Origin of the sequence: Cupriavidus sp. HMR-1, from assembly GCF_000319775.1 — a bacterium.
GTDB lineage: Bacteria > Pseudomonadota > Gammaproteobacteria > Burkholderiales > Burkholderiaceae > Cupriavidus > Cupriavidus metallidurans.
The window spans coordinates 1-19,953 of record NZ_ANKP01000222.1 but is presented as its reverse complement, the minus strand read 5'-3'; the positions used below and the strand labels follow the sequence as shown (position 1 = coordinate 19,953).

Below are 19,953 nucleotides of genomic sequence, written 5' to 3'. Positions count from 1 at the left end.
GTATCGGGGGAGTTACCGGTTGTTGTGCAACCCTGACACCCCACTTCGGCCTCTGCGGGCGAGAACATTTTCTTGCTAGATTGTTTGTTTCGATGGATTGTGGCGGACGACGCCAAAGGATGGACGACGTGATCAGATCTTCATCTTCCGAAATGATTGGCTCGTTAAGAAGCTTTTGCTACGCAGTTTTCGTGATTGGTGTTTCCTCACTTTTGTTAAGCTGCGCTAATTTAAGTCCAAGCGAAAATGGTGTAACTAATCCCATCCATATTTCTCGGTCAGATCAAGATCCCTACACCAACCAACAATTTCTGGAAAATATCAGGCGATCCACGCTCAGCGAATCGTTACTAAATTACTCATTTTATACTGAAGATTCCATTCTGGAGTTTATTGGTCCCGGATACAATATAAGAAAAAATCTACCCATACGACAAGCTGGAGTTCGTTTTGGCTTCGATACCTTGACCAGCGGTCCTGTGTCAGATCGGGAGCAGATAAGAAGTGCCGTCCATCCATTGCCATGCTTGATAAGGGGTGATTTCTATTACTACCCATCTGAAAGTACGGCGCAATTCGTGGCAGATGTAAGGGGGCAATTGCCGATATCCCTTGTCGTAAAGATATTTGGCGACAAATATTTCACAACACCTGCCATGCCAAGATTGTACACGGACGGCGTCAGTGAAGAATTACCACCAGCAACCAATGCTCTAGGAAATCTATGGGTTGCGTACGCCTTTGGCGGGCCAAATGTAAAATTCAGAACAGATGCAGCGGGTAATGTTGTCTCAATCATGATAATCGAGAAGAACGCCGCTTAGACGGGCGTCTATTTTGCGCTGCCTCCAAAGGACATGTGAGATGACTTGGTCGCGGCGACGTTTGCGCGGGTTGCACCTATTTTCAAATGACCGCTTCTCGGCCAACGCGGTCCTCCATTACGGAGCCGGTAGATCACTCAAACTGGCCGGTTAGCGCCAGATCACCCCGGCTATCAGCCAACTTGACCACAGGGGGCAGAAGTCGACCCTTCTCAGCTCCCCGCATCTACGCTGCATACGACCGAAGTTCATTGCAGATCGGTCATTCCCACACTCGAACGAGCGAGACGGTATCGAGCCGAGTTGGCGGTTGTTGTGCAACGCTGACACCCTACCTCGGCCTCTGCGGGCGAGAACATTTTCTTGCTAGATTGCTTGTTTGTGGCGACGAACGCTTGGACGACGTGACCAGACCTACATGCCCTGAAATGATTGCTTTGGGTGAAACTGCTATGAAAACAAAAAGAAGGCAGCGCCTAATAGGACAGGCGTTGGTTGGAGGGGGGATGTTGCTTTCCCTCATTGCGGGTGTGGTCCATGCGCAGGAGCGAACCAGTGCGTATAACGCCGCAAATCAAGCTTTCGGGCCGCAAACATTAGATAGGCGAGCCTCGTATCAATCTGCGGCTCCGCTCTCGGCTGACGCTCTAATGGAGAATCTGCTCCTGATCACGGCCTCTCAGGAGGGCAGGGTGAAGAAACACTCTGTGGAACAAATATTCGAAACCAAACTGCCGTACAAAAAGGATGTGACGGTAGCCAGGGCTGGCGCGAAAGAGGCGCACGGCATATGGTATTACGCCAGACCGGGTCAGGATTGGCAATACAACCTTGGGGTAGCCGAGTACTCCAATGGGGATTCGTGGTTTGGATTTTCGTTTGCGAGCGAATTGGAAGGGCCAGCATTTAATTATGAACTTACAAATGAAATACCTAAAACGTGTATTTACGATCTAAAATTTACCGAGGAACTGGAGCGCCAAGGATGGAAACTCAACAGGCGAACACAGCTTCTCGGAGTACATGGCCTCTGGCTCGGTCAAGTCGTATATCAAAGGGGAGATCTCGGATATCTTCGATTATTGTTCTCGCCTCAGCAAGGGCCCTTTTCGTCGCGAGCCTCGACGGCTCACTGCCTCGAGCGACTCGCTCTTGATAGTTCTTCGAAGTGGGAGCGCGGAATCATCGATTCAGTCACCGGATACCGAGATCTGCCCAAGCAAGCAGATAGTGGACTTCACCCGTCCAACTGAATTGCAGGGGTAAGAAAAATACTGGATCTAGTCGGCAGATCGATCGACCGCTTCCAGTTCGATAGCTGTCATAGGAGTTAGGGTTGTCAAATGGCCGCTTCTGGCCGAACTCTGCCCTCCCCGGAAGTTGGCGATAAGCCTTCTTTCTGACGCCCCTTACCGGCCCTCGCCCTATCCAGGGTCCACTCATTCGGAGTCCGGCAGTTTCATGCTATCCAGGATCGTCGGCGGATAGTGCAGCACGTGAGTCACGTGGTCCGCCGCGAAATCCTTGAGGGGCCGTTACCTCGCGCGGATGGCAAGGCCAATGCCATGGACAGGAGTCTGTCCGCACGCCGGCGCGATGCCGACGCTGCCGCTCACTCGTCTTCCGCCTTGCTCATCACCACATTTGGCACTGCCGCGGCGGGAGCAGTCACGAACGCCGCCTGGCGCGGCTTGTCGATGCTGTAGCGCAGGCGCCCCGTCTCGATATAGAAGCGCAGGTTGCGATTTTTCATCAGATAGAACAGGCCGACGAGCGCCGCGGCAAAACCCGAAGCCGCTCCAACACCCAGCGCCCAGCGCGGACCAAAGCGGTCCGCCACCCACCCCACCACCGGCGCGCCAAGCGGCGTGGTGCCCAGTGCAATGGCCAGCAGGATGGCGATTACCCGGCCACGCATCGCCGGCTCGGTCGAGATCTGCACGAGGCTATTGGTGGACGTGGTAAACGTCTGTGTCGATGCACCGATCACCGCCAGCGTCAGGCCGAACAACACCGCATTTGGCATCAATGCGCCAAACATGCAGCCCACGCCAAAGAGGGTTGCGGCACCGACCAGGATCGCCATTCGCGGCCGTGCCCGGCGCGCGGCCAGCAGCGTGCCGGTAACGGACCCTATCGCCATGGTCGAACTCAGCAAGCCGTACTGTCCCGCACCGGAATGAAATGCACTGACCGACATCGTCGAAATGAAGATCGGGAAGTTCAGGCCGAAGGTGCCGATCAGGAACAGCATGAACAGCGCCGCCTTCAGGTCGGGGCGTTTCCACACGTACCTGAAGCCTTCCAGAAAGCTGCCGCGTGAGCGCTGCGCGGGCGGCTTCAGGTGCAGCTCGTGCTGACGCAACATGCGCAGCGCGCCGATCACCGGGACAAACGACAGCGCATTGATCAGGAATACCCATCCCGTGCCAATCGATGCAATGAGCAGACCCGTGATCGCAGGGCCAATCATCCGCGCCCCATTGAACGAAGTGGAGTTCAGCGCAACGGCATTGGGCAGGTCCTCCTCGCCGACCAGATCGGAGACAAAGGTCTGCCGCGCTGGGGCGTCGAACGCGGTGACGCATCCGAGCAGCAATGCGAACACATAGACATGCCACAGTCGCACCAGGCCAGTGACGGTCATCAGGCCCAGCCCAAGCGCCAGCAAACCCATGGCTGTCTGCGTGATGAACAGCAGTTTGCGGCGGTTGAAGTGATCGGCCGCATAGCCGGTAAGCGGCAACAGCAGCATCTGGGGGCCAAACTGCAGCGACATCACGATCCCGACGGCAGTCGCGTTGTGATGCGTGAGTTCGGTGAGCACGAGCCAGTCCTGCGCCGTGCGCTGCATCCACGTGCCGATGTTGGACACGATCGCGCCACTCGCCCACACCCGGTAGTTGAAGTTGCGCAGCGAACGGAATGTACGAGCCACGGACGTGTTCCCTATGAATCTATCGTGTTGACGTCACGGCGCGACCAGCCGCTTGAGAAGCTCGACGCCGGTTGCGAGTTGCTGCTGTTCGGCAGCGGTGAAACGACTCTGGATGGCGCGGTAGAGCCAGTCCTCGCGCGCCGCGCGGCTGGCTTTGACTTTCTGGCGGAAGGCCGGGGTCAGCGAGAGAACAGTTTGCCGACCGTCGTTTGGATCGGGCGCGCCGCTGACGGCACCCGCCGCCTTCAGGACTGTCAGCGTCTCGCCCATGGATTGCGGACGCACATCCAGGGCGCGGGCGAGTCCGGCAACCGTTGCCGGGCCGTCGCGCTCGAGCAGATGCAGCACCTGGATCTGCGAAGGCGTGAAATCACCGGCCCTCGCCTCTTCGCGCAATCTACGGCGCAGCGTGCCAATCAGGGCGCGCAGGTCTTCGGCCGTGGCGTGCGCCAAAGCGTCACTTGCTGAAGGAGGACTCTTGCTCATGGCATGCAACTAGAAAGGTTACCTTGCAAGGTTACCTTCCTAACTGGGACAGGTCAAATCGCGCCTCAGGCTGCCAGCAATGGGACGTCAACTGCCATGCAGAACGCCAGCGCGCGCAATGCCCCGGAAAGACCAGCAAGGGCGAATACCGAACGTTTTGTTGGGCCCATGCACCTAGACTGAGCGGTCCGGTCAGGCTAGGATTTTCGAAACATTACCCACTTGAAGAGGAGGAGACGATGCTGGCTGTTGTTGCGCAGATCAAAGTGAAACCCGGTGCCGAGGCTGAGTTCGAAAAGGTCGCAGCCGAACTGGTGGCGGCATCCCGGCAGGAGGAAGGATGCCTTGAGTACACGCTCTGGCGGACCGCTGAAACCGGGCTTTACGCATTCACCGAGAAATATCGCGATGCCGATGCGGTCGACGCGCATCGGAAATCGGAGCACTTCCGCTCCATCGGCAAAGCAATGGGCGCGTTCATGGATGGCCCGCCCAACGTACTGCGCCTGTCCTCAATCTGATCGACTACGATCCGGCGAACGTCCATGATTGCGTCGACGACCCGATTCCAGGGTCGTCGCCATCCCGGATGAAACTCCTGAAGCCCCGCGCCGTCCAATGCTTTTTGGAAGACATCGGACAATCATCATGCATCGGGTAGTTTTCAGCGCAATTGGACTGGTACTTCTGCTTGGCGCCATTCAGGGATGCGCGTCGTCAAGCGCCCCGGGAGGCCGGGAATCAAGCGTCACCGTGTACGGCACCGTGGATGCCGGCGTGAGCGTGACGCGCGACAAGTGACCCCTGCACGTGCCGAATCAGGCATACCCCTCAGTTTCCAAGGAAGGCTGAGCCAGTAACGCCAAGGCATCGGTGAGTGAGAGCACCGTCGTACGCGATTCGAATGCCGTGGCAAATAGATGATCGTGGACGACCGGATCCGGGTCGTAGCAGCAGTCCTTCACCGTGAACAGCCGGAAGTCCGCATCGCTCGCATGCGCCACCGACGACAGCACCACCCCCGTCGACGCGATGCCAACCATGATCAGCGTGTCGATCCCCCGGGCGGAAAGCCGCACCTCCAGGTCAGTGCCGAAGAACACGCTGGCGCGATGCGCGAGGATCAGCGGTTCGTCGGCCCGCTGGCTGAGTTCCGGCGAGATCTGGTCATTGACGAACAGGCCAAGCTGCTTGATGACCTGCCCGTTCCGGTTCAACGGGCTCACTTCCGGATACCCCGCGCTGAAATGAATCTTGGCGAAGTAGACGCCGACGCCCACCGCCCGTGCGGCATCGCACAGCCTGCGTGTATTCGACAGCAGAACCGGCGCGACTGACGGGAACAACTCCAGAATATCGGTCTGGTAATGCATGACCACCAGCGCGGTTCGCGCAGGCTCGATTACCGGAATCTGCATGATCATCCTTTCTGGCCTCGGGTTGATGGCAAACCGCTTCGATGCTGCGCCCGTCGGGACCAATGACGAACGCCGCTTGTTAGTTCGCGTGGTAGTTCGCGTAGTGGTTCGCATGGTAGCGCGGGCGTGGACCAAGGGCACCGTTGTCCTTGCTGCCAGCGCCCTATGCCGCGCGATTCATCGCTGACGCCGAATTTGACGTGATCAAACATTGGCGCTCCTGAAGCGTCTGGGCCTTCGCGAAATTCTGCGTACTGTATCCCATCAAGGCCGCGCAACGATGTGCGCCGTGCGCCTGCTGTGCGCCTGCTGTGCGCCTGCTGTGCGCCTGCCGTGCGTCAGTGGCACTTCCTTCGATCCATCGTCGGAATCGTCTGACGCACCTTTCGGAGCCGCCCTTCTGCTTCCCTCCCCCACCGCGAACCTAACCTTGATGCATGGGCGCACAGCCCTGCCCCCGCCGCCGGGCAGCAACGGGAGGGCCCGGCGGATCCGATTGAATCCACTTTGAACAGGAGCTCGAACGTGATGAGTAAATGGCTCTCGGCAGTAGTGTGTTCGATGCTGGTTGCCACGCCCGCAGGCATGGCACTGGCGCAAGCCCCGGCAGGATCGAAGGCCGATCACGAAGCTGCAATCAAGCAGGCGGATGCCGACTACAAGGCAGCATCCGCGAGATGTGACGGCATGAAGGACAACGCGAAGGACGTGTGCAAGCTGGAGGCCAAGCGAGATCGTGACGTGGCCAGGGCTGACGCGGATGCGCGCCACGAAGGTACCGAAAAGGCCCACGCCAAGGCCATGAAAACCAAGGCCGATCGAGACTACGACGTGGCGAAGGAAATGTGTGACGACAAGAAGGGCAACGAGAAGGACGTCTGCGTGAAGGATGCCAAGGCCGCGCATGAGCGGGCCGTGGGCAGCGCGAAGATCGAGAAGGCCGCAGTCACCGGCAGCCCCGAGGAAGTCGCGCAAGCGCGCCGTGCTGCCCAGAAGGACAACCTTGACGCGGCATACGAGGCTCGCAAGGAACGTTGCGATGCGATGTCCGGCGACGCCAGGAGCCAGTGCCAGGCCGATGTCGCCGCCAAGTTCGGCAAGTAATCAACCGTCAATCATCACCTCCGCCAATTGCTGGCGTGTTCCCGGGGCGGCGTCCGTATGTCCGCACCAGGAACTTCACTCAAGGAGTCAGATATGAACTGGGATCAGATCGAAGGTAAGTGGGAACAGGCCAAGGGCAAGGTCAAGGAACAGTGGGGCAAGCTCACTGACAGCGATATCACGCAGATCCGCGGTAAGCGGGACCAGCTTCTCGGCCGCATCCAGGAACGTTATGGCTGCACCAAGGAAAAGGCCGAGGATGAGCTGAAGGCATGGGAGCGTGACGTCCACTGGTAACCCATCGCTTGCAAGAAAGAAGGGCGTGCCACCCGGGCACGCCTGTTTCCGGGAGTCACCATGACCATGGTTACCAGTGCGGGACCCCTCATATCGTTGATCGCTGGCATCCTCATTCTGATCATGCCGCGACTGCTCAACTACATCGTCGCCATCTACCTCATCGTGATCGGTCTGCTCGGGTTGTTCGGCGGACATCTACGCTAAGAGGCACTATCAAAATGATTCTGGCGTCGTTGCGCGGCCTTGCCGTACCACTTGTACTGTCTGCGGCCCCGCGCCTAGCCAGAACCGCTTCGCTTCATTTTGATAGCGCCTCTAACGGCGCCGTAGTGAAGGTTGGCCGTCCCGGAGCAAGAGATGGCCGGTCACGTCAGCCGCGCAAATACGCCACGGCCCCCGACCCGGCCACGCGCCCGCTCGCAAAACAGGCCGTCAGCAGATAGCCGCCGGTCGGCGCTTCCCAGTCCAGCATCTCCCCCGCGCAAAACACGCCCGGCAATGCGGTCAGCATCAGTCGGTCATCCATCGCCTCGAAGCGGACACCGCCCGCCGTGCTGATGACTTCGTCGATCGGCCGCGCGCGAACGAGCCGCAGCGGCAATGCCTTGATGGCCGCCGCCAGCGCCACGGGGTCGTGCATCGCTTCCTTCGTCAGGACCTCACGCAACATGCGCGCCTTGACGCCGGTAATACCCAGCCGGCTCTGCAGATGGCTCGATACCGAACGCGAGCCGCGCGGCCGGCTTACTTCGGCCGCGACATCCTCCGGGGAGCGCCCCGGCGCCAGGTCCACCGTGATGATTGCGAACCCGTGCGTGTCGATCAGATCGCGAATCGGCGCGGACAGCGCGTATACCAGACTGCCTTCGATGCCGGTCTCGCTGATGACGAACTCGCCCTGCCGCTGCAATGCCGTGCCATCGACCGTCGTGACACCGATGGCCACCGACTTCACTGGCTCACCCGCATGTTGCGCGCGGAACACTTCGCTCCAGGCGATATCGAAGCCGCAGTTGGCGGGCCGCAGCGGCGCCACGTCAACGCCACGCGCCGCCAGCATCGGCAGCCATGCGCCATCGGAACCAAGACGCGCCCAGCTACCGCCGCCGAGCGCGAGCACAACCGCACGTGCCGCAACCTCGATCTCGCCGTCCCGCGTGGCAAAGCGCAGCACATGCCAGCCGTCGATGGGCGCGCCAAAACCGATCCAGCGGTGCCGCACGTGAATGCGCACCCCGGATTCGCGCAAGCGATGGAGCCATGCCCGCAACAGCGGCGCGGCTTTCATGTCAGTCGGAAATACGCGCCCCGAACTACCGACAAAGGTGTCGATGCCCAGCCCGTGCACCCAGGCACGCAGTCTGTCGGCGTCGAAGCTGTCGAGCATCGGCCCGATCCGGTCCGCGCGTGCGCCATAGCGGCGCAGGAAGGCTTCCGCCGCCTCGGAGTGGGTGATGTTCATCCCCCCCTTGCCGGCCATCAGGAACTTGCGACCGACCGATGGCATGGCGTCGTAGACGTCCACCGGCAGGCCTTGCCCGGCCAGCATCTCGGCGGCCATGAGACCGGCAGGTCCCCCGCCAATGACAATGGCGCCATCGTGGCGGATGGGTTCTTGGGCAGGAACAGCGGGCATGGAATCGTGGATGACGGAGGGCTGGCGAATTATAAGCGTAGCCACGCCAGCGGCGATCCGTCCACGCTCGCCGCCTGCTCCCGGGCTGTGGTACCGTCGATTCCCTTCGTCCGCCGCACAATTCCGTCAGGCATCACATGGACAGTCCAACACTCACGTTCGCCGATCAGCAAGCATGGGAAGTCTGGCTCGAAGCCAATGGAGGCACCGCATCCGGCGTCTGGCTCCGCATCGCCAAGCGATCGGCCGGGGAAGCCACGGTGTCCTATGCGCAGGCGATTGAAAGCGCCCTTTGCCACGGGTGGATCGACGGGCAGAAGCAGGCCGAGAGCGAACACTATTGGCTCCAGCGCTTCACGCCGAGGACTGCAAGGAGTATCTGGTCCAGGATCAACAAGGAAAAGGCCGAAGCGCTGATCGCCGCCCGGCGAATGCGCCCAGCCGGGCTTCATGCCGTCGAACAGGCCAGACGCGACGGACGCTGGGAGGCCGCCTATGCATCCCCGAGCAAGGCGACCGTACCCGACGACCTGCAGCAGGCCCTCGATGCCAACCCCAAGGCCAGGAAATTCTTCGCCACCCTGAACAGCCAGAACCGCTTCGCCATTCTGTTCAGAATCCAGAATGTGAAGAAAGCCGAAACGCGCGCCAGAAAGATTGCCCAGTTCATCGAGATGTTGAACAAGGGGGAGAAGATCCATCCCTAATCCCGACGGCGGCACCAGGGCAACGCTAGGTCAGCGCCCGCAAACCCTGCAACACCGTCGGCACCAGTTCGGACACCGTGGGGTGGATATGCACCGCGCGACTGATGGTCGTGTAGGGAGCCCCGGCGTACATCACGTCGAGCAGTGAGTGCACCACCTCGTCGCCGTTCAGGCCGAGGATCGCAGCGCCCAGCAACAGCCGCGTGTCGGCGTCGACGAGTATCTTCATGAAGCCCTGGCTTTCGCCCTTCTCCACGGCCCGCCCGACACGGCTCATGGGCCGCGTGCCCACCAGCACCTTGCGCCCTGACTGCCGCGCTTCCCGCTCCGTCATGCCGATGCGGCCCAACGGCGGGTCGGTAAACAAGGCATAGGCCGGAATGCGATCCGTCACCGCGCGCGGATCGTTATCGAGCAGATCGGCCGCGACGATCTCGTAGTCGTTGTAGGACGTATGCGTGAAAGCGCCCCGGCCGTTGCAGTCGCCAAGCGCCCAGATGCCGGGGACGCTGGTGCGCAGTTGATCGTCCACCTTGATGTAGCCCCGGGCATCCGTCTCGATACCTGCCTTGTCGAGCCCCAGATCGTCCGTATTGGGCACGCGCCCGACGGCCATCAACAGGTGCGAGCCGTGAACTTCAGGCGCCCCGCCCGCGCAATCGAGCCCGACGGCAATATGGTCACCGTCCTTGCGCGCGCTCAGACAGTTGGCGTCGAGCCGGACCTCGATGCCCTCGCGTTCGAGGATCTCCCGCACGGCTTGCGACACGTCCTCGTCTTCCCGCTGAATCAGCCTCGGGCCTTTCTCGACGATGGTCACCCTGGCCCCGAACCGCCGGTACATCTGGCCGAATTCAAGGCCGATGTAGCTGCCGCCAACGATGATCAGATGCTCCGGCAGGAAGTCGACTTCCATCATGCTTGAGTTGGTCAGGTATGACACCTGATCCAGCCCTGGCATCGGTGGAATCAGCGCCCGGCCGCCGACGTTGATGAAGATCTGGTCGGCCTCCAGCAACTCCCCATTGACCCGCACGCCGCGCGCGTGCTCGAAGCGGGCGTGCCCCTGATGGACGGTGACGTTGTCCAGCCCGCGCATCCACTGCTCCACGCCCTGGCTGGACCTGCCCGAGATTTCGTCCTTGCGTGCCTTTACCTGCCTCATGTCGACCGCGACCGGCCCACCGATGGTCACGCCGTACTCGGCAGCCCGCCGCGCCAGTTGCGCGGCGTACGCACTGGCGATCAGCGCCTTGGTAGGGATGCAACCGGTGTTCACGCAGGTACCGCCAAACCGCCCGCGCTCGATAACCGCCAGCTTCTTGCCCGCGCCGGCCAGCCGCGCCGCGAGTGCGGGGCCGGCCTGTCCGGTGCCAATGATGATCGCGTCCAATCTCTGAGCCATCACGATTCTCCTTGCCGGGTACCGTGCTCGCCACCGGGCGAACCACGAAAATGGGCGCCTCCGCGACATCACCCGGGCCGCCAGCGCCAGGACCGCGCGTGCCCGATGATTCCCGGAAGCCAGATCCGAGCATAGTGGACGATCCAGACGTTCGCCGGCCGCGTTGCAGCGGCCAAGTGCCGCCCGCTTCCGGGTTTCCCCTCAATCTTGGGTATGAAGCGCGGTGCGACAATCCAGCCTGATCGCCCGAAGCAGGCGTCGCGGCGAGGCAATGATCGCAGGCCAACCCAAGGGAGAAGAATATGCGTCGTCTTGCCGTTTTTTCCGCCGTCCCGGTCGCTTTTGCTTGCGGCTATCTTGTCGCCCACATCGACCTGCCGCATGCCCACGCCCAAACCCCGCCGGCCGCGCTGGCGCCCCTGATCGTCAACCTGGCGGCCATGAGCGACGAGGCCATCGGCCCGCAAGTGCCCAACATGGGCACACTGCGCACCAAGGGGCTGGTCAACACGCCTTCCGGAACCATCGCCGTGCAGTCGGGCAATGTCCCCAAGCACTACCACAACAGCGCCGACGAGATTCAGTACATCATCTCTGGCAAGGGCGTCTTCTGGCTGGGCGATGAAAAGCGCGAGGTCGGCCCCGGTGACCTGATCGTGATTCCCAAGGGCACCGCGCATGCGGGCTCGATCGCATCCAGCGGCGAGTTCAAGGCCTTGGCCATCAAGCTGCCGCCTCAGGCCGCCGGCGATACCCATCTGCTGCCCTGAATGCTGACTTGAATCCGCGGCCGCCTGGCGGCCCTGACCCCGCAACCTGCCGGCGCCGCATGTGCGGCGCCGCTCATATCTGGCCCTCTAGGCCATTGTCCGGCAAGGCAACTCCCCATAAATTCCCGGAGGAGACCTATGCCGCTTTCCTGGAGCCGCCAGCACATGATTCGCGACCTGATCGAGTCCACCCCCGCCCCGGGCGATCGTGCCGACGTATGCATCGTCGGCGCCGGCGCGGCCGGCATCCTGCTTGCCGTGGAACTGGCCCGCCATGGCCGGCGCGTGGTGATGCTGGAAGGCGGCGGCGAAGACATCGAGCAGGCCTCGCAGGACACCTATCGCAGCGAGATCGCCGGCCTTCGCCACCATGGCATTCACGATGGCCGCTTTCGCGCCATCGGCGGCTCCACCACGCGATGGGGTGGCCAGATTCTGGAGTTCGATGCCATCGACTTCGAGCAGCGCCCCTGGGTGGAAGGGAGCGGCTGGCCCATCTCCAAGCGGGAACTGGCCCCGTACTATCAGCGCGCGATCGAACTGGAAGGACTCGCCAGCGCGTCGCTTGAGGACGCGACCGTCTGGCGCGAACTGGGACTGGCGCAACCGGTGTTTTCGAATCTCGACACGTTCCTGACCCGCTGGTGCCCGGAAACGAACTTCTCGAACCTCCACGCCAGTACCCTGCGCAACCATCCACTGGTGACCGTGTGGCTACATGCCAATGCCGTATCCCCCATCGTGGAAGGCACCCATGTTCGCGGCGTCCGATGCAGGACGCTGCAAGGCAAGGAAAGCACGTTCCGCGCGGACCGCTTCGTCTGGTGCATGGGTGGCATCGAAAGCTCGCGGTTCTTTCTGCAGCCGGAGCTGACGCAAATGCCGTGGCAACGCAACGCGCTGCTGGGCAGGCATTTCCAGGACCACGTGGTCTGGCATACATGGCTCGACGTGACGAACCGGCGCAAGTTCCTGGACGTGTTCGGCAACGTGTTCAGTCGGGGCTACAAGTACCAGCCCAAGATCCGGCTTTCGCGCTCGCTGCAGCAGCGCTATCGCACGCTCAACGTCGCCGCGCAGATCTCCTTCGAAAGCGAGTCCGGCGAGATCCAGGCACAGATCAAGACAACGGCCAAGAAGCTGTTGCGCGGCCGCGTTGGCGAAGTCACGGGCGGCGAGATTGGCCGGCTCGTCCGCCATGCGCCACTGCTGGCGCGTCAGAGCTGGACCTACGCGGTGGCGCGCCGCGCGTATGTGCCGCCGGACGCCCGCATCGGGCTGCAGATCCAGTGCGAGCAGTCGCCACGCACGGACAGCGCGATCCGCCTGTCGAACTCGCGCGACAGCCTGGGCCTCTGCCGCACAAGGCTCGACTGGCGCATCTCCAATCACGAGGTGGATACGATCCGGGCCTTCGCGAAGGTCGCGCAGGACTCGCTGGCGGGCATCGCGCGCGTGTCCGACCCGAGTCTGTCAGAGGCCCCCGATGACAGTATCCGGGCCACCTGCGACGACATGAACCATCACATGGGCGGGATGCGCATGTCGGCCAGCGCCAGTGACGGCATCGTCGACCTCGACCTCAAGCTGCATGGCATGGACAACGGCTATGTATGCTCCGGCGCGGTATTCCCGACCTCGAGTTTCTCCAATCCGACGCACACCGTACTGGCACTGGCCGTACGGCTGGCCGAGCATATCGGGCGTCGCTGACATGGATCTGGCGTCTCCATCACGCCACCGCAACCGATCAACCTCCAAGGACTTGTCGATGGAAATCATCCCGTTCGCCAACACCGGCCGCCAGACCACCCGGCTCGGCTTTGGCGGCTCAGGCATCATGGGCGCGCTGGACCGCCGCCAGTCGCTGTCCATGCTCCGGGCGGCCTACGACGCCGGTGTCCGCCATTTCGATACGGCGCCGATGTATGGCTATGGCGAGGCAGAAAGCTGCCTCGGCGAGTTCCTGCGGGAGGTACGCGGCCAGGTGACCATCACGACCAAGTTCGGCATCCCGCCTCCGGACAGCAACGCCGTCACGCGCCTGGCGCGCGTGGTAGCGCGGCCGGTGCTGCAGACGTTTCCGGGCCTCAAGCAGATGCTGCGCAAGACCGTGATACCGATACCTGGCACATCCTTCTCTCCGGTCACCCCCTCCGAACCGAATCCCATCTTCACCGCACGCCAGGCGCGTGAATCGCTGGAAGCCAGCCTCGCCACCCTCGGCACCGACCATATCGACCTGTGGCTGCTGCATGAAGTCACCGCCCAAGACCTGACGGCGCGCGACGGCAACCACGAGCTCCTGCGTGTCATGGAAGACGCCGTGCGCGACGGCAAGATCGGCACGTTCGGCGCTGGCTCCCATCGCGACCAGATTCCCGAACTGGTCCGCACCCAACCCGCCTTCTGCCGCGTGGCGCAGTTCGAATGGTCGGTATTCGATCCGGCCATTCCCGATACCCCCTATCCGCGTATCCATCACCGGGCGCTGAACCAGCACCTGCCGTTGCTTGTGGCGTGGCTGCAGGCCAGCCCGGCCACCTGCCTGCGCTGGTCCACCGAGGTCGGCGCCGATCTCGCCAATGCCCGCGTGCTGGCGCAACTCATGCTCAAGGCCGCGCTGGTCATGAACCCGGCCAGCGTGATCCTGTTCTCGTCGAGGCGGCCGGAACACATCCTGGCGAATATCGACGCAGCCGAGGACACGTCACTGGACCAACCGGCACGCCGGCTTCACGCGCTATTCCAGCGGGAGCGTCCACCTGTCCCCGCCTAGGCACCTGATCCCGTCCTGATCCCATCTTGATCCCCCAATCCGCTCCCAGATTGGCTCGCTGATCCCGAGCCAGGTCATTCCCCTAGGGTCCACGCCTCGCTCGCCGGCCCGGTTTCACCACCCCCCGCCACTGCTCCCACCACCACAACAAGGCTGGCGGCCCCAGTGCCTGCTTTGCCACTTGTGACACCCACTCCATTTCCCCACCCACCCAACCCCATATGGGTGGCTGTTCTCTTGAACGCAATTTGATGTACTGCGCACCGGCCATGAGCTTTTCGCGCGTGCGCGCCGGCTCGGCGACCCAACAAGCCGCATACAGGAGACAGATGTGACCCAAAATGAAAAGCTCGCCGGCGACACGCCGGCGGTGGCGGCCTTCGACTACATCATCATCGGCGCAGGATCGGCCGGGTGCGCCGTAGCGGCGCGGCTGGCCGAGGATGCTGGCGTGACCGTGGCCCTGCTCGAAGCTGGCCCGACCGATCATCACTTCAGCGTCTGGACGCCGGTGGCCGTTGCCGCGATCGTCCCGAAAGCCGGTCCGCGCAACTACGCCTATCGCACCGTACCGCAGCCGGGACTCGACGGCCGGCAGTCCTACCAGCCGCGCGGGCGCGGCCTGGGCGGCAGTTCGTCGATCAATGGCATGGTCTATATCCGTGGCCACCGCAGGGACTACGACACCTGGGCGCAACTGGGCTGCCATGGTTGGGGCTATGACGATGTGCTCCCCTATTTCCGTCGCAGCGAAACCAACCATGCGCTCGATGACCGGCACCACGGCAAGGACGGCCCGCTGCACGTCAACGAGCTGCGCACGCCCAACCCGTTTTCCGCGCGCTTCATCGAGGCCGCGATGCAGGCCGGCATCCCGTTCAACCGCGACTTCAACGGCGCGGAACAGGACGGCGCCGGCTATTACCAGGTCACGCAGCGCAACGGCGAGCGCTGGAACAGCGCGCGCGCCTACCTGCACCATGGCGATGCCAACGATGGCACCTTCAGCGGCGGCCGCCGCAACCTGACGGTCTGGCCGGACACGCAGGTGCAGCGCATCGTGTTCGAGGGTCACCGCGCGGTCGGTGTCAGCATCACGCGCGCCGGCGTCACGCAGGTGCTGCGCGCGCGCCGCGAAGTGATCGTCAGCGGCGGCGCCTTCAATTCGCCGCAGCTTCTTCTCGCATCCGGTATCGGCCCGGCTGCCCATCTGCGCGATCTCGGCATCGACGTCGTGCACGACCTGCCCGGCGTGGGCGAAAACCTGCAGGACCACCTCGACATCGCCGTTTGCCGTCAGGTGTCATCGCCGCAGCTTTTCGGATACTCGCTGCGCGGCGCGGCCAGGATGCTGGGCCAGTGGCGCCAGTATCGACGCGACCGCACCGGCATGTTCAGTTCCAACCTTGCCGAAGCAGGCGCCTTCCTGCGCAGCCGGCGGGACCTGGCCGAGCCCGACCTGCAGTTCCACTTCGTGCCGGGGCTTTCCCCGACGCACACCGGCATGCGACGCCGCGATCTCAAGCATGGCTTCACCGGCCTGGCCTGCCTGCTGCGCCCCGAAAGCCGCGGTCACGTGCGGCTGAACAGTGCCGACACCCGCGACGCGCCGCTGATCGATCCGCGCTTCCTTTCCGCCGAATCGGACATGGCGGGCATGGTCGCCTGCTTCCGCCTGATGCGCCGCATCTTCGCGCAGCCGGCGCTGGCTTCCGCGCAAGGCCGTGAACTGCTCACCGAGGAGATCGGCCCCGGCGACGGCGACGAAGCCGCCATCCGCGCGTATGTGCGCCGTCATGCGGATTCGGTCTTCCACCCGATCGGCACCTGCAAGATGGGCGTGGATGCGATGGCCGTGGTCGACCCGTCCCTGCGCGTGCACGGCGTGGAAGGCCTGCGCGTAGTCGATGCCTCGATCATGCCGACGCTGATCGGCGGCAACACCAATGCACCCGCCATGATGATCGGCGAGAAGGCCGCCGACCTGATCCGCTCGGGCGCCTGATGACCACCACCTCTTCCCACCTGGAGCATTTGATGCGCTGTTCCACCCGCTTCGCACTGACCGCCATCGCGGCCAGCCTGATTGCCACGACCGCCTGCGCTAATGGCCCCGCTGTTGGCACCGCTGCCGGCCCCGCTGTTGGCCCTGTCGCCGCCTCCGGCCCGGCGCCGAATCCGTTCCTGGCCCAGTCGTACAACAACCAGACTCACTGGAATGACGCCGCCACGGACAGCGTCGGATTCACCGTGCCGCGTGGCAACTTCGAGATTACGCCGGAATCGGTCCAGGTCATTCCGAACGAGTCCGTCAGTCTCCCGCTGGTCATGGACCACGTGGGCGGCAAGGACATCTACTGGTGGTGGGCCGGCTTCTCGCTGCGCAAGGTAACGGTCGAGAACGGCAAGCTGACCGAGATCGCGCGTACCGATATCCCCGTGCGCCTGCCGAACTACACCCCCGTGACGCCGACGGAGCGCCAGGCACAGGCCGAGAAGGTCAAGGCGTTCCTGGCGGCCCGCGACGAGGCTGGCCTGCTCGCCTACATGAAGTCGCAGCCGAACCGGATGGTGTCGTTCGCCGAGGACCAGGTCGCCAACGGCGCGGTCTACGCGGTGCTGGGCCGCGACGATACGTTCTACGGCTGCAGCGGCCGCCAGATCTTCCGTATCGACCAGCTCGACCCGAAATCGCCCGCGTCGGGCATGACGCCGCTGCGCGCCGCCACGCTGCCGGCCAGCCTGTTCGACAACGAGAAGATCAAGCGCGGCAAGACCCGCCTGCCCGCCGATATCCTCTTCGGCATGGGCATGACCTACAACGGCTACCTGGTCGTCAACACGCTCGGTGGCAAGGTCGTTACGCTCGACCGCAATTCGCTGCAGGTCATCGACAGCTACACCGTATCCGGCGCCGACGAGATGTTCATGAACAGCTTCGCCACGGGCCCCGAGGCCGGTGGCGGCGCGGTCTACGTGGCGTCCAACACCACGATGTACCGTCTGGTGGTGGATATCCACGGCAAGATCCACGACGACGAGGCCAGTGGCGCGTGGCACGCCAACTACGACCGTGGCGTAGTAATGCCCGCGCCCAAGATCGCCGACGGCACCGGCTCCACGCCGACGCTGATGGGTTTTGGCCCGGACGAGGACAAGCTCGTGGTCATCACCGACGGCGCGCGCAAGATGCGCATGGTGGCCTTCTGGCGCGACAACATCCCCGCCGGCTGGAAGGCCAAACCGGGCACGCAGTCGCCGCGCATCGCGGACCAGCTGGCGGTGGACATGGGTCCCAAGCTCGAATCGGTCCAGTCCGAGCAATCGGTGTCGGCTTTTGGCGACTACGCGTTCGTGGTCAACAACATCCCGACCAACGATTCGCCCCAGATCGAGCGCGGCGGCGGCTTCACGAGCCTGATCAACGGCGCCACGCGCCCGGGCCCGAGCGGCGTGGCCATGCTCAAGTGGCAGCAGCGCACCCACAACTGGAAGATGCAATGGGTGCGCACGGATGTGTCGTCGATATCGGTGGTGCCGATGATCAGCGGCGGCGGCCGCATGGCGATCGTCGACGGCTACTTCACGAACCGCTGGAACGACCGCTATCACATCGGCATGGATCTGGACACCGGCAAGACCGTGATGACGATCCGCACCGGCACCGATCCGACCTTCAACGGGCTGTACTCACCCGTCAAGGTCGATGCCGAGGGTCACATCTTCTATAGCGGCGCGTTTGGCCTGATGCGGCTGGACACGTCCCGGATGAAGCGCGTGACCGGGGATGACGTGACCACGGCGCAACGCCAGTGATCCAACACCGGACAACAACAAGGAGACATGCATGAAGACACTCGACAGGTTCTACATCGACGGCCAATGGGTTCCGCCAGCCGCCGCAGCCCGCAGCATGCCCATCGTCAATCCGGCCACGGAAGAGGTTGCCGGTCACGTCACGCTTGGCAGCGCGGAGGATGTCGACCGCGCCGTGGCCGCGGCGCGTGCCGCGTTCCCCGCATGGTCCGAGACCAGCCGTGAAGAACGTCTGGCGTTACTGGAACGGATCACCGCGTTGTACAAGGCACGCTTGGGCGATTTCGCAGAGGCAGTGCGTACCGAAATCGGCGCGCCGGTCAGCCTCTGCAATACGCTGCAGGCCCCGATCGGACTCGCCCATCTGGGCGCCGCCACCGAAACGCTGCGCGCCTTCCAGTTCGAAACCGCCCACGGCAACAACTACGTGCGCCATGAACCGATCGGTGTGGCCGCGCTGATCACGGCCTGGAACTGGCCACTGAGCCTGATCTGCGCCAAGGTGGCCGCCGCGCTGGCCGCCGGCTGCACCATCGTCCTCAAGCCATCGGAAATCGCGCCGCTCGACGCGGCCCTGTTCGCCGAGGTGATGCACGAGGCAGGCACCCCTGCCGGCGTATTCAACATGGTGTTCGGCGATGGTCAGGAAGTGGGCGCGCGGCTTGCCGCCCACCCCGACGTGGATGTGATCTCGATCACCGGCTCCACCCGCGCGGGCATTGCCGTGGCGCAGGCCGCAGCCGCCACGGTCAAGCGCGTGCACCAGGAGCTTGGCGGCAAGTCCCCGCTGCTGATTCTGGACGACGCCGACCTGCAGGCCGCCGTTGCCCAAGGCGTGGGGCACGTCATGCTGAACTCCGGGCAGACCTGCATCGCGCCCACCCGGATGCTGGTGCCGCGCGATCGCTATGACGAAGCCGTGCGCGTGGCGGCCGCCACCGCCAATGCGTTGCAGGTCGGCGACCCCGCCGAGCCGGGCACGCGCATTGGCCCCATCTCCAACAAGGCGCAGTACGACAAGGTCCAGCGCATGATCGGCACCGGTATCGAGGAAGGCGCCCGCGTCGTGGCGGGTGGACCGGGCCGGCCGGACGGGTTGACCCGTGGTTTCTACGCACGGCCGACCATCTTCGCCGACGTCGACAACAGCATGACAATCGCGCGCGAGGAAATCTTCGGACCGGTGCTGGTCATGATTCCGTACGACGACGAAGCACAGGGGATCGACATCGCCAATGACACGCCATACGGGCTAGCCGCGTATGTGGCATCGGGCGACCCTGCCCGCGCGCGGCGCGTAGCGGCGCGTCTGCGTGCCGGCTCGGTCCGCATCAACGGCGGCCAGATCGACCTGTCGATGCCGTTCGGTGGGTATCGCGCATCCGGCAATGGCCGCGAGAACGGCGCGCACGGGCTGGCCGAGTATCTCGAAGTCAAGGCCGTGACGGTCTGACCAGACCCGATAAGGAAGGCAACGAAAAAGGGAGCGGTGCCGCCGCTCCCTTTTTCGTTCCTGGGTCATCGAGGACGCCGGCTGATCGTCCATCCCACGAACGGGTCCGCGCCAGTGCGATGCCGCATCCAGTCCGTCCGGCACAACATGCACTGATGCGCGCGCGTTTCGCACATGGCGCTACCGCCCAGGCTGCGCCACTGCAGATCGCCCGCGGGACGCAACGCCCCGTGGCCGCCCGCGCGACGGCTGTCGTGACGTAGCCGCTCGCAGTGCGTGCATAGCGGCGATTCGCCTGTGGCAGGCATGGCACGGAC

At 63.3% G+C, this 19,953-nt stretch carries 18 protein-coding genes and 1 pseudogene; 13 read left to right on the top strand and 6 right to left on the bottom strand.

The features are described from left to right. The first annotated feature begins 119 nt into the window (after positions 1–119). Both D769_RS31975 and D769_RS31970 read left to right on the top strand, forming a co-directional pair. Positions 120–824, top strand: a complete 705-nt coding sequence (locus D769_RS31975) for a hypothetical protein (RefSeq protein ID WP_152415041.1) — start codon at positions 120–122, stop codon at positions 822–824. Between the two features lie 395 nt (positions 825–1,219). After that, positions 1,220–2,077 (top strand): hypothetical protein, encoded by an 858-nt coding sequence (locus tag D769_RS31970; RefSeq protein WP_152415040.1) that lies wholly within the window; start codon positions 1,220–1,222, stop codon positions 2,075–2,077. Between the two features lie 359 nt (positions 2,078–2,436). Here D769_RS31970 and D769_RS21065 read toward each other — a convergent pair whose 3' ends face one another. Continuing rightward, positions 2,437–3,762, bottom strand: coding sequence for an MFS transporter (locus D769_RS21065; protein ID WP_008649237.1), 1,326 nt, complete (start codon positions 3,760–3,762; stop codon positions 2,437–2,439). A gap of 33 nt (positions 3,763–3,795) precedes the next feature. After that, a complete protein-coding gene (locus D769_RS21060) occupies positions 3,796–4,248 on the bottom strand; it encodes a MarR family transcriptional regulator (RefSeq protein ID WP_011519415.1) in 453 nt (150 codons plus the stop codon). Between the two features lie 239 nt (positions 4,249–4,487). Between D769_RS21060 and D769_RS21055 the strand changes: the two genes are divergently transcribed. Further along, positions 4,488–4,769: a putative quinol monooxygenase gene (locus D769_RS21055; protein WP_008649234.1), complete on the top strand. Its 282-nt coding sequence runs from the start codon at positions 4,488–4,490 to the stop codon at positions 4,767–4,769. 297 nt (positions 4,770–5,066) lie between these two features. On the opposite strand, the gene D769_RS21050 is transcribed toward D769_RS21055, so the two are convergent. Further along, positions 5,067–5,666, bottom strand: coding sequence for an isochorismatase family cysteine hydrolase (locus D769_RS21050; RefSeq protein WP_040011181.1), 600 nt, complete (start codon positions 5,664–5,666; stop codon positions 5,067–5,069). Positions 5,667–6,191: 525 nt separating this feature from the next. Between D769_RS21050 and D769_RS21040 the strand changes: the two genes are divergently transcribed. The 3 genes from D769_RS21040 to D769_RS31360 all read left to right on the top strand — a co-directional run bounded on the left by D769_RS21040 (position 6,192) and on the right by D769_RS31360 (position 7,274). After that, on the top strand, positions 6,192–6,770 hold the full coding sequence (locus tag D769_RS21040) for a hypothetical protein (RefSeq protein WP_035883865.1): 579 nt from the start codon (positions 6,192–6,194) through the stop codon (positions 6,768–6,770). A gap of 93 nt (positions 6,771–6,863) precedes the next feature. Next, positions 6,864–7,067, top strand: coding sequence for a CsbD family protein (locus D769_RS21035; RefSeq protein WP_008649225.1), 204 nt, complete (start codon positions 6,864–6,866; stop codon positions 7,065–7,067). A gap of 60 nt (positions 7,068–7,127) precedes the next feature. Then, positions 7,128–7,274, top strand: coding sequence for a DUF3096 domain-containing protein (locus tag D769_RS31360; RefSeq protein WP_008649224.1), 147 nt, complete (start codon positions 7,128–7,130; stop codon positions 7,272–7,274). A 166-nt stretch (positions 7,275–7,440) separates the two neighbouring features. Here D769_RS31360 and D769_RS21030 read toward each other — a convergent pair whose 3' ends face one another. Continuing rightward, on the bottom strand, positions 7,441–8,706 hold the full coding sequence (locus D769_RS21030) for a TIGR03862 family flavoprotein (protein ID WP_040011178.1): 1,266 nt from the start codon (positions 8,704–8,706) through the stop codon (positions 7,441–7,443). Positions 8,707–8,843: 137 nt separating this feature from the next. Here D769_RS21030 and D769_RS21025 point away from each other — a divergent pair, with 137 nt between their 5' ends. Beyond that, a complete protein-coding gene (locus D769_RS21025) occupies positions 8,844–9,413 on the top strand; it encodes a YdeI/OmpD-associated family protein (RefSeq protein WP_008649222.1) in 570 nt (189 codons plus the stop codon). Positions 9,414–9,438: 25 nt separating this feature from the next. On the opposite strand, the gene D769_RS21020 is transcribed toward D769_RS21025, so the two are convergent. Continuing rightward, positions 9,439–10,818 (bottom strand): FAD-containing oxidoreductase, encoded by a 1,380-nt coding sequence (locus tag D769_RS21020; RefSeq protein ID WP_008649221.1) that lies wholly within the window; start codon positions 10,816–10,818, stop codon positions 9,439–9,441. Positions 10,819–11,120: 302 nt separating this feature from the next. On the opposite strand from D769_RS21020, the gene D769_RS21015 reads away from it, so the two are divergent. The 6 genes from D769_RS21015 (at position 11,121) to D769_RS20990 (ending at position 19,636) form a co-directional block, all read left to right on the top strand. Next, positions 11,121–11,588, top strand: a complete 468-nt coding sequence (locus D769_RS21015; RefSeq protein WP_008649220.1) for a cupin domain-containing protein — start codon at positions 11,121–11,123, stop codon at positions 11,586–11,588. Between the two features lie 138 nt (positions 11,589–11,726). Continuing rightward, a complete protein-coding gene (locus D769_RS21010; protein WP_008649218.1) occupies positions 11,727–13,301 on the top strand; it encodes a GMC family oxidoreductase in 1,575 nt (524 codons plus the stop codon). A gap of 58 nt (positions 13,302–13,359) precedes the next feature. Beyond that, entirely contained in the window at positions 13,360–14,367 is a 1,008-nt protein-coding gene (locus tag D769_RS21005; protein WP_008649216.1) for an aldo/keto reductase, read from the top strand. Positions 14,368–14,698: 331 nt separating this feature from the next. Then, complete coding sequence (locus tag D769_RS21000) at positions 14,699–16,372, top strand: GMC family oxidoreductase N-terminal domain-containing protein (RefSeq protein WP_008649215.1); 1,674 nt, start codon at positions 14,699–14,701, stop codon at positions 16,370–16,372. A gap of 32 nt (positions 16,373–16,404) precedes the next feature. Next, positions 16,405–18,183: a hypothetical protein gene (locus D769_RS20995; RefSeq protein WP_008649214.1), complete on the top strand. Its 1,779-nt coding sequence runs from the start codon at positions 16,405–16,407 to the stop codon at positions 18,181–18,183. Between the two features lie 31 nt (positions 18,184–18,214). Then, positions 18,215–19,636 carry an aldehyde dehydrogenase family protein gene (locus tag D769_RS20990; RefSeq protein WP_008649213.1) on the top strand — a complete coding sequence of 474 codons (1,422 nt, stop codon included), beginning with the start codon at positions 18,215–18,217 and terminating at the stop codon, positions 19,634–19,636. 65 nt (positions 19,637–19,701) lie between these two features. On the opposite strand, the pseudogene D769_RS32560 reads toward D769_RS20990, so the two are convergent. Continuing rightward, positions 19,702–19,953, bottom strand: a pseudogene (locus D769_RS32560) (hypothetical protein); the annotation flags it as partial.

Bases quoted from the DNA above. Each gene is read 5' to 3' on its own strand.
- D769_RS31975 (WP_152415041.1), top strand. From the start codon at position 120: ATGGACGACGTGATCAGATCTTCATCTTCCGAAATGATTGGCTCGTTA.
- D769_RS21060 (WP_011519415.1), bottom strand. From the start codon at position 4,248: ATGAGCAAGAGTCCTCCTTCAGCAAGTGACGCTTTGGCGCACGCCACG.
- D769_RS21055 (WP_008649234.1), top strand. From the start codon at position 4,488: ATGCTGGCTGTTGTTGCGCAGATCAAAGTGAAACCCGGTGCCGAGGCT.
- D769_RS21050 (WP_040011181.1), bottom strand. From the start codon at position 5,666: ATGCAGATTCCGGTAATCGAGCCTGCGCGAACCGCGCTGGTGGTCATG.
- D769_RS21035 (WP_008649225.1), top strand. From the start codon at position 6,864: ATGAACTGGGATCAGATCGAAGGTAAGTGGGAACAGGCCAAGGGCAAG.
- D769_RS31360 (WP_008649224.1), top strand. From the start codon at position 7,128: ATGACCATGGTTACCAGTGCGGGACCCCTCATATCGTTGATCGCTGGC.
- D769_RS21030 (WP_040011178.1), bottom strand. From the start codon at position 8,706: ATGCCCGCTGTTCCTGCCCAAGAACCCATCCGCCACGATGGCGCCATT.
- D769_RS21025 (WP_008649222.1), top strand. From the start codon at position 8,844: ATGGACAGTCCAACACTCACGTTCGCCGATCAGCAAGCATGGGAAGTC.
- D769_RS21020 (WP_008649221.1), bottom strand. From the start codon at position 10,818: ATGGCTCAGAGATTGGACGCGATCATCATTGGCACCGGACAGGCCGGC.
- D769_RS21015 (WP_008649220.1), top strand. From the start codon at position 11,121: ATGCGTCGTCTTGCCGTTTTTTCCGCCGTCCCGGTCGCTTTTGCTTGC.
- D769_RS21010 (WP_008649218.1), top strand. From the start codon at position 11,727: ATGCCGCTTTCCTGGAGCCGCCAGCACATGATTCGCGACCTGATCGAG.
- D769_RS21005 (WP_008649216.1), top strand. From the start codon at position 13,360: ATGGAAATCATCCCGTTCGCCAACACCGGCCGCCAGACCACCCGGCTC.
- D769_RS20995 (WP_008649214.1), top strand. From the start codon at position 16,405: ATGCGCTGTTCCACCCGCTTCGCACTGACCGCCATCGCGGCCAGCCTG.
- D769_RS20990 (WP_008649213.1), top strand. From the start codon at position 18,215: ATGAAGACACTCGACAGGTTCTACATCGACGGCCAATGGGTTCCGCCA.